General features: G+C 54.7%; 3 protein-coding genes, 2 tRNA genes and 3 rRNA genes. 7 read left to right on the forward strand and 1 reads right to left on the reverse strand.

The genetic code is table 11. From position 1 onward, the window contains the following. The first annotated feature begins 35 nt into the window (after window positions 1-35). Entirely contained in the window at window positions 36-1,385 is a 1,350-nt protein-coding gene (locus LOY67_RS03390; protein WP_265065948.1) for an aspartate aminotransferase family protein, read from the forward strand. A 69-nt stretch (window positions 1,386-1,454) separates the two neighbouring features. Next, window positions 1,455-2,948: a CoA-acylating methylmalonate-semialdehyde dehydrogenase gene (locus tag LOY67_RS03395; RefSeq protein ID WP_265065949.1), complete on the forward strand. Its 1,494-nt coding sequence runs from the start codon at window positions 1,455-1,457 to the stop codon at window positions 2,946-2,948. A gap of 159 nt (window positions 2,949-3,107) precedes the next feature. Here LOY67_RS03395 and LOY67_RS03400 read toward each other — a convergent pair whose 3' ends face one another. Then, window positions 3,108-3,434 (reverse strand): hypothetical protein, encoded by a 327-nt coding sequence (locus LOY67_RS03400; protein WP_265064615.1) that lies wholly within the window; start codon window positions 3,432-3,434, stop codon window positions 3,108-3,110. A 135-nt stretch (window positions 3,435-3,569) separates the two neighbouring features. Here LOY67_RS03400 and LOY67_RS03405 point away from each other — a divergent pair. The 5 genes from LOY67_RS03405 to rrf all read left to right on the forward strand — a co-directional run bounded on the left by LOY67_RS03405 (window position 3,570) and on the right by rrf (window position 8,800). Continuing rightward, window positions 3,570-5,106, forward strand: a 16S ribosomal RNA gene (locus LOY67_RS03405). A 122-nt stretch (window positions 5,107-5,228) separates the two neighbouring features. Continuing rightward, window positions 5,229-5,305 (forward strand) — tRNA-Ile (locus LOY67_RS03410). 10 nt (window positions 5,306-5,315) lie between these two features. Continuing rightward, window positions 5,316-5,391, forward strand: a tRNA-Ala gene (locus tag LOY67_RS03415). Between the two features lie 245 nt (window positions 5,392-5,636). Then, window positions 5,637-8,528: ribosomal RNA gene (locus LOY67_RS03420) — 23S ribosomal RNA — on the forward strand. A 156-nt stretch (window positions 8,529-8,684) separates the two neighbouring features. After that, window positions 8,685-8,800 (forward strand): 5S ribosomal RNA (gene rrf / locus LOY67_RS03425). The 16S, 23S and 5S rRNA genes sit together here with 2 tRNA genes alongside, the layout of an rRNA operon. Window positions 8,801-8,847: the final 47 nt, after the last annotated feature.

Below are 8,847 nucleotides of genomic sequence, written 5' to 3' on the forward strand. Positions count from 1 at the left end.
CCCCTATGCCGTCCATATCCTGCGAGGTTTTGTCGATGAACATGCCCGAACACGCCGCCAGTTCCCTGGCCAGTCAGCTCAAGCTTGATGCCCACTGGATGCCTTACACCGCCAACCGCAACTTCCTGCGCGACCCGCGTCTGATCGTCGGCGCCGAGGGCAGTTGGCTGGTCGATGAGCACGGACGCAAGGTCTATGACTCGCTGTCGGGTCTGTGGACCTGCGGCGCCGGGCACACCCGCAAGGAAATCCAGGACGCGGTCGCAAAACAACTGGGCACGCTCGATTACTCGCCGGGGTTCCAGTACGGTCATCCGCTGTCGTTCCAACTGGCGGAAAAAATCACCAGCCTGACGCCCGGCAATCTCAATCATGTGTTCTTCACCGACTCCGGTTCCGAGTGCGCCGATACCGCGGTGAAGATGGTTCGCGCCTACTGGCGTCTCAAGGGTCAGGCGACCAAGACCAAGATGATCGGCCGTGCCCGTGGCTACCATGGCGTGAACATCGCGGGCACCAGCCTGGGTGGTGTGAGTGGTAACCGCAAATTGTTCGGTCAGGCGATGGCGGATGTCGATCATCTGCCCCACACCTTGCTGGCGAGCAATGCCTATTCCCGTGGCATGCCGAAAGAAGGTGGCATTGCCTTGGCCGATGAGTTGCTGAAGCTGATCGAGCTGCACGACGCTTCCAACATCGCTGCCGTCTTCGTCGAACCGTTGGCCGGTTCCGCCGGCGTGCTGGTTCCGCCTGAGGGCTACCTCAAGCGCCTGCGGCAGATCTGCGACCAGCACAATATCCTGCTGGTGTTCGACGAAGTGATCACCGGTTTCGGTCGCACCGGTTCGATGTTCGGTGCAGACACCTTTGGCGTGACCCCTGACCTGATGTGCATCGCCAAGCAGGTCACCAATGGTGCGATCCCCATGGGGGCGGTTATTGCCAGCAGCGAGATCTACCAGACGTTCATGAACCAGCCGACACCTGAGTATGCGGTGGAGTTTCCTCACGGCTACACCTACTCGGCACACCCGGTTGCGTGCGCGGCGGGCCTGGCGGCACTGGATCTGCTGCAAAAGGAAAACCTGGTGCAGAACGTGGCCGAAGTCGCGCCCCATTTCGAGAACGCTTTGCATGGCATCAAAGGCGCGAAGAACGTGATCGACATCCGCAACTATGGCCTGGCCGGCGCGATCCAGATCGCTGCGCGAGATGGCGATGCGATCGTTCGTCCGTTCGAGGCCGGCATGGCGTTGTGGAAAGCCGGTTTCTACGTGCGCTTCGGTGGCGACACCCTGCAGTTCGGCCCAACGTTCAACAGCAAGCCGCAGGATCTGGATCGTCTGTTCGACGCGGTCGGTGAAGTGCTGAACAAGCTCGACTGACTTCTTCTATATAACTTTCAACGACAGGCGTCCGGTCGCGGGCGTCTGTGGATAAATTCTGGAGTCCCTATGAGCCTCATCCCGCACCTGATCAATGGCGAACTGTCGAGCGACAACACGCGTACAGCGGACGTATTCAATCCGTCCACTGGCCAGGCAATCCATAAAGTGCCGCTGGCCGACCGCGCGACGATCCAGCAGGCCATCGATGCCGCCACCGCCGCGTTCCCGGCGTGGCGCAAGACGCCGGCGGCCAAGCGTGCCCAAGTGATGTTTCGCTTCAAGCAACTGCTGGAGGAGAACGAGTCGCGTATCGCGCAAATGATCAGCGAGGAGCACGGCAAGACCTTGGAAGATGCTGCCGGTGAGCTCAAGCGTGGGATCGAGAACGTCGAGTTCGCCTGTGCTGCACCGGAAATTCTGAAGGGCGAGTACAGCCGTAACGTAGGACCGAACATCGATGCCTGGTCGGACTTTCAGCCGTTGGGCGTGGTGGCGGGTATCACGCCGTTCAACTTTCCGGCGATGGTTCCACTGTGGATGTATCCGCTGGCGATCGTTTGCGGCAACTGCTTCATCCTCAAGCCATCCGAGCGTGACCCGAGCTCGACATTGCTGATTGCACAGTTGCTGCTGGAAGCTGGACTGCCCAAGGGTGTGTTGAGTGTCGTGCATGGTGACAAGGTTGCCGTGGATGCGCTGATCGAGGCACCGGAAGTGAAGGCGCTGAGTTTTGTCGGTTCGACGCCGATTGCCGAGTACATCTATGCCGAGGGCACCCGTCGCGGCAAACGCGTTCAGGCATTGGGCGGGGCGAAGAACCATGCCGTGCTGATGCCGGATGCTGACCTGGACAACGCAGTCAACGCGTTGATGGGGGCGGCCTATGGTTCGTGTGGTGAGCGCTGCATGGCGATTTCGGTAGCTGTCTGTGTCGGCGACCAGGTCGCGGATGCGCTGGTGGCCAAGCTGGTGCCGCAGATCCAGGCGCTGAAAATTGGTGCCGGTACCTCTTGCGGGCTGGACATGGGACCGCTGGTGACCGGTCAGCATCGCGACAAGGTCAGCGGCTATATAGAGGACGGCGTTTCGGCCGGTGCTTCGCTGGTAGTCGACGGCCGTGGCTTGAGCGTGGCGGGTCACGAGGAAGGCTTCTTCCTGGGGGGTTGCCTGTTCGATCGCGTAACGCCAGAGATGCGCATCTATAAAGAAGAGATCTTTGGTCCGGTGCTGTGCATTGTCCGGGTCAACAGCCTGGAAGAGGCCATGCAACTGATCAACGATCACGAGTATGGCAACGGCACCTGCATCTTCACCCGCGATGGCGAAGCGGCGCGGCTGTTCTGCGACGAGATCGAAGTAGGCATGGTGGGCGTCAACGTACCGCTGCCTGTGCCTGTGGCCTATCACAGCTTTGGTGGTTGGAAGCGTTCGCTGTTCGGCGATCTGCACGCCTACGGTCCTGACGGTGTGCGCTTCTATACCCGTCGCAAGGCCATTACCCAGCGCTGGCCTCAGCGTGCCACCCATGAAGCTTCGCAGTTCGCATTTCCCAGTTTGTAATGGGTAGTAAAGAGGCCGGCGCTTAAGCGTCGGCCTCTTTGTTTGGGGGGCTTTTTGACCGATGTGACAGAAACATGAAAATAGATGTTGACGGCAGATTCTGAGTCTCTATAATTCGCCCCACTTCCGGCGCAGTCGAAGCAGAAAACTCCTTGAGTTTCAATGAGTTAAACGTTTTAAGGCGGCGCAGGACTTCAGTTCATCGAAGTCCGGAAGGAGTTGGCGGGGCGTGTTGTTTGGCTCGGTTGACGGTTCGATCTTCTCGGTCGAAAGCGGTGAAAAAGAGGTGTTGACAGCAGCGAGTAACGCTGTAGAATTCGCCTCCCGCTGACGAGAGATCGAAAGCGCAAGTGGTTGAAGTTGAAAAGGAAACTTTGAAAACTTCTTAAAATAACCGCTTGACAGTAACGCCAGGCGCTGTAGAATGCGCGCCTCGGTTGAGACGAAAGACTCAGCCAGCCGCTCTTTAACAACTGAATCAAGCAATTCGTGTGGGTGCTTGTGGAGTCAGACTGCTAGTCAACAGATTATCAGCATCACAAGTTACTCCGCGAGAAATCAAAGATGTAACCAACGATTGCTGAGCCAAGTTTAGGGTTTTCTCAAAACCCAAAGATGTTTGAACTGAAGAGTTTGATCATGGCTCAGATTGAACGCTGGCGGCAGGCCTAACACATGCAAGTCGAGCGGTAGAGAGGTGCTTGCACCTCTTGAGAGCGGCGGACGGGTGAGTAATGCCTAGGAATCTGCCTGGTAGTGGGGGATAACGTTCGGAAACGGACGCTAATACCGCATACGTCCTACGGGAGAAAGCAGGGGACCTTCGGGCCTTGCGCTATCAGATGAGCCTAGGTCGGATTAGCTAGTTGGTGAGGTAATGGCTCACCAAGGCGACGATCCGTAACTGGTCTGAGAGGATGATCAGTCACACTGGAACTGAGACACGGTCCAGACTCCTACGGGAGGCAGCAGTGGGGAATATTGGACAATGGGCGAAAGCCTGATCCAGCCATGCCGCGTGTGTGAAGAAGGTCTTCGGATTGTAAAGCACTTTAAGTTGGGAGGAAGGGCCATTACCTAATACGTGATGGTTTTGACGTTACCGACAGAATAAGCACCGGCTAACTCTGTGCCAGCAGCCGCGGTAATACAGAGGGTGCAAGCGTTAATCGGAATTACTGGGCGTAAAGCGCGCGTAGGTGGTTCGTTAAGTTGGATGTGAAAGCCCCGGGCTCAACCTGGGAACTGCATTCAAAACTGTCGAGCTAGAGTATGGTAGAGGGTGGTGGAATTTCCTGTGTAGCGGTGAAATGCGTAGATATAGGAAGGAACACCAGTGGCGAAGGCGACCACCTGGACTGATACTGACACTGAGGTGCGAAAGCGTGGGGAGCAAACAGGATTAGATACCCTGGTAGTCCACGCCGTAAACGATGTCAACTAGCCGTTGGGAGCCTTGAGCTCTTAGTGGCGCAGCTAACGCATTAAGTTGACCGCCTGGGGAGTACGGCCGCAAGGTTAAAACTCAAATGAATTGACGGGGGCCCGCACAAGCGGTGGAGCATGTGGTTTAATTCGAAGCAACGCGAAGAACCTTACCAGGCCTTGACATCCAATGAACTTTCCAGAGATGGATTGGTGCCTTCGGGAGCATTGAGACAGGTGCTGCATGGCTGTCGTCAGCTCGTGTCGTGAGATGTTGGGTTAAGTCCCGTAACGAGCGCAACCCTTGTCCTTAGTTACCAGCACGTTAAGGTGGGCACTCTAAGGAGACTGCCGGTGACAAACCGGAGGAAGGTGGGGATGACGTCAAGTCATCATGGCCCTTACGGCCTGGGCTACACACGTGCTACAATGGTCGGTACAGAGGGTTGCCAAGCCGCGAGGTGGAGCTAATCCCATAAAACCGATCGTAGTCCGGATCGCAGTCTGCAACTCGACTGCGTGAAGTCGGAATCGCTAGTAATCGCGAATCAGAATGTCGCGGTGAATACGTTCCCGGGCCTTGTACACACCGCCCGTCACACCATGGGAGTGGGTTGCACCAGAAGTAGCTAGTCTAACCTTCGGGGGGACGGTTACCACGGTGTGATTCATGACTGGGGTGAAGTCGTAACAAGGTAGCCGTAGGGGAACCTGCGGCTGGATCACCTCCTTAATCGACGACAGCAGCTGCTCCATGAGCTCCCACACGAATTGCTTGATTCATTGAAGAAGACGATAGAAGCAGCTTTAAGCTCCAAGCTGATAGCTCACGCTAACAGTTACAAGCTCGAAATTGGGTCTGTAGCTCAGTTGGTTAGAGCGCACCCCTGATAAGGGTGAGGTCGGCAGTTCGAATCTGCCCAGACCCACCAATTTTGTTATGGGGCCATAGCTCAGCTGGGAGAGCGCCTGCCTTGCACGCAGGAGGTCAGCGGTTCGATCCCGCTTGGCTCCACCATAAACTGCTTCTGCTGCTGAAAGCTTAGAAATGAGCATTCCATCGACGATGGTGAGTGTTGATTTCTAGTCTTTTGATTAGATCGTTCTTTAAAAATTTGGGTATGTGATAGAAAGATAGACTGGATGGCACTTTCACTGGTGTTGTTCAGGCTAAGGTAAAATTTGTGAGTTCTCGTAATTGAGAAATTCGAATTTTCGGCGAATGTCGTCTTCACAGTATAACCAGATTGCTTGGGGTTATATGGTCAAGTGAAGAAGCGCATACGGTGGATGCCTTGGCAGTCAGAGGCGATGAAAGACGTGGTAGCCTGCGAAAAGCTTCGGGGAGTCGGCAAACAGACTGTGATCCGGAGATGTCTGAATGGGGGAACCCAGCCATCACAAGATGGTTATCTTGTACTGAATACATAGGTGCAAGAGGCGAACCAGGGGAACTGAAACATCTAAGTACCCTGAGGAAAAGAAATCAACCGAGATTCCCTTAGTAGTGGCGAGCGAACGGGGACTAGCCCTTAAGCTTCTTTGATTTTAGCGGAACGCTCTGGAAAGTGCGGCCATAGTGGGTGATAGCCCTGTACGCGAAAGGATCTTAGAAGTGAAATCGAGTAGGACGGAGCACGAGAAACTTTGTCTGAATATGGGGGGACCATCCTCCAAGGCTAAATACTACTGACTGACCGATAGTGAACCAGTACCGTGAGGGAAAGGCGAAAAGAACCCCGGAGAGGGGAGTGAAATAGATCCTGAAACCGTATGCGTACAAGCAGTGGGAGCCCACTTTGTTGGGTGACTGCGTACCTTTTGTATAATGGGTCAGCGACTTATTTTCAGTGGCGAGCTTAACCGAATAGGGGAGGCGTAGCGAAAGCGAGTCTTAATAGGGCGTCTAGTCGCTGGGAATAGACCCGAAACCGGGCGATCTATCCATGGGCAGGTTGAAGGTTAGGTAACACTGACTGGAGGACCGAACCGACTACCGTTGAAAAGTTAGCGGATGACCTGTGGATCGGAGTGAAAGGCTAATCAAGCTCGGAGATAGCTGGTTCTCCTCGAAAGCTATTTAGGTAGCGCCTCATGTATCACTGTAGGGGGTAGAGCACTGTTTCGGCTAGGGGGTCATCCCGACTTACCAAACCGATGCAAACTCCGAATACCTACAAGTGCCGAGCATGGGAGACACACGGCGGGTGCTAACGTCCGTCGTGAAAAGGGAAACAACCCAGACCGTCAGCTAAGGTCCCAAAGTTATGGTTAAGTGGGAAACGATGTGGGAAGGCTTAGACAGCTAGGAGGTTGGCTTAGAAGCAGCCACCCTTTAAAGAAAGCGTAATAGCTCACTAGTCGAGTCGGCCTGCGCGGAAGATGTAACGGGGCTCAAACCATACACCGAAGCTACGGGTATCACGTAAGTGATGCGGTAGAGGAGCGTTCTGTAAGCCTGTGAAGGTGAGTTGAGAAGCTTGCTGGAGGTATCAGAAGTGCGAATGCTGACATGAGTAACGACAATGGGTGTGAAAAACACCCACGCCGAAAGACCAAGGTTTCCTGCGCAACGTTAATCGACGCAGGGTTAGTCGGTCCCTAAGGCGAGGCTGAAAAGCGTAGTCGATGGAAAACAGGTTAATATTCCTGTACTTCTGGTTATTGCGATGGAGGGACGGAGAAGGCTAGGCCAGCTTGGCGTTGGTTGTCCAAGTTTAAGGTGGTAGGCTGGAATCTTAGGTAAATCCGGGATTCCAAGGCCGAGAGCTGATGACGAGTTACCCTCTGGGTGACGAAGTGGTTGATGCCATGCTTCCAAGAAAAGCTTCTAAGCTTCAGGTAACCAGGAACCGTACCCCAAACCGACACAGGTGGTTGGGTAGAGAATACCAAGGCGCTTGAGAGAACTCGGGTGAAGGAACTAGGCAAAATGGCACCGTAACTTCGGGAGAAGGTGCGCCGGTGAGGGTGAAGCACTTGCTGCGTAAGCCCACGCCGGTCGAAGATACCAGGCCGCTGCGACTGTTTATTAAAAACACAGCACTCTGCAAACACGAAAGTGGACGTATAGGGTGTGACGCCTGCCCGGTGCCGGAAGGTTAATTGATGGGGTTAGCTAACGCGAAGCTCTTGATCGAAGCCCCGGTAAACGGCGGCCGTAACTATAACGGTCCTAAGGTAGCGAAATTCCTTGTCGGGTAAGTTCCGACCTGCACGAATGGCGTAACGATGGCGGCGCTGTCTCCACCCGAGACTCAGTGAAATTGAAATCGCTGTGAAGATGCAGTGTATCCGCGGCTAGACGGAAAGACCCCGTGAACCTTTACTATAGCTTTGCACTGGACTTTGAATTTGCTTGTGTAGGATAGGTGGGAGGCTTTGAAGCGTGGACGCCAGTCTGCGTGGAGCCATCCTTGAAATACCACCCTGGCAACTTTGAGGTTCTAACTCAGGTCCGTTATCCGGATCGAGGACAGTGTATGGTGGGTAGTTTGACTGGGGCGGTCTCCTCCTAAAGAGTAACGGAGGAGTACGAAGGTGCGCTCAGACCGGTCGGAAATCGGTCGTAGAGTATAAAGGCAAAAGCGCGCTTGACTGCGAGACAGACACGTCGAGCAGGTACGAAAGTAGGTCTTAGTGATCCGGTGGTTCTGTATGGAAGGGCCATCGCTCAACGGATAAAAGGTACTCCGGGGATAACAGGCTGATACCGCCCAAGAGTTCATATCGACGGCGGTGTTTGGCACCTCGATGTCGGCTCATCACATCCTGGGGCTGAAGCCGGTCCCAAGGGTATGGCTGTTCGCCATTTAAAGTGGTACGCGAGCTGGGTTTAGAACGTCGTGAGACAGTTCGGTCCCTATCTGCCGTGGACGTTTGAGATTTGAGAGGGGCTGCTCCTAGTACGAGAGGACCGGAGTGGACGAACCTCTGGTGTTCCGGTTGTCACGCCAGTGGCATTGCCGGGTAGCTATGTTCGGAAAAGATAACCGCTGAAAGCATCTAAGCGGGAAACTTGCCTCAAGATGAGATCTCACTGGAGCCTTGAGCTCCCTGAAGGGCCGTCGAAGACTACGACGTTGATAGGCAGGGTGTGTAAGCGCTGTGAGGCGTTGAGCTAACCTGTACTAATTGCCCGTGAGGCTTGACCATATAACACCCAAGCAATTTGCTGACCCGAAAGGGCGCCAGATTGCGGTGTGTGAAGACGAAGTGAACCGAAAGTTCGACTGACTCGCAAAACACCGACTGTCACATACCCAATTTGCTGAAGCGAGGCCAGCCGGTCACGACTCAGTACCCGAATTTCTTGACGACCATAGAGCGTTGGAACCACCTGATCCCATCCCGAACTCAGCAGTGAAACGATGCATCGCCGATGGTAGTGTGGGGTTTCCCCATGTGAGAGTAGGTCATCGTCAAGATTAAATTCCGAAACCCCTATCTGCTGATGCAGGTAGGGGTTTTGTTT

The sequence above is a fragment of the Pseudomonas sp. B21-056 genome (assembly GCF_026016325.1).
GTDB lineage: Bacteria > Pseudomonadota > Gammaproteobacteria > Pseudomonadales > Pseudomonadaceae > Aquipseudomonas.

Coding starts and splice junctions, on each gene's coding strand:
- LOY67_RS03395 (WP_265065949.1), top strand. CDS start 1,455: ATGAGCCTCATCCCGCACCTGATCAATGGCGAACTGTCGAGCGACAAC.
- LOY67_RS03390 (WP_265065948.1), top strand. CDS start 36: ATGAACATGCCCGAACACGCCGCCAGTTCCCTGGCCAGTCAGCTCAAG.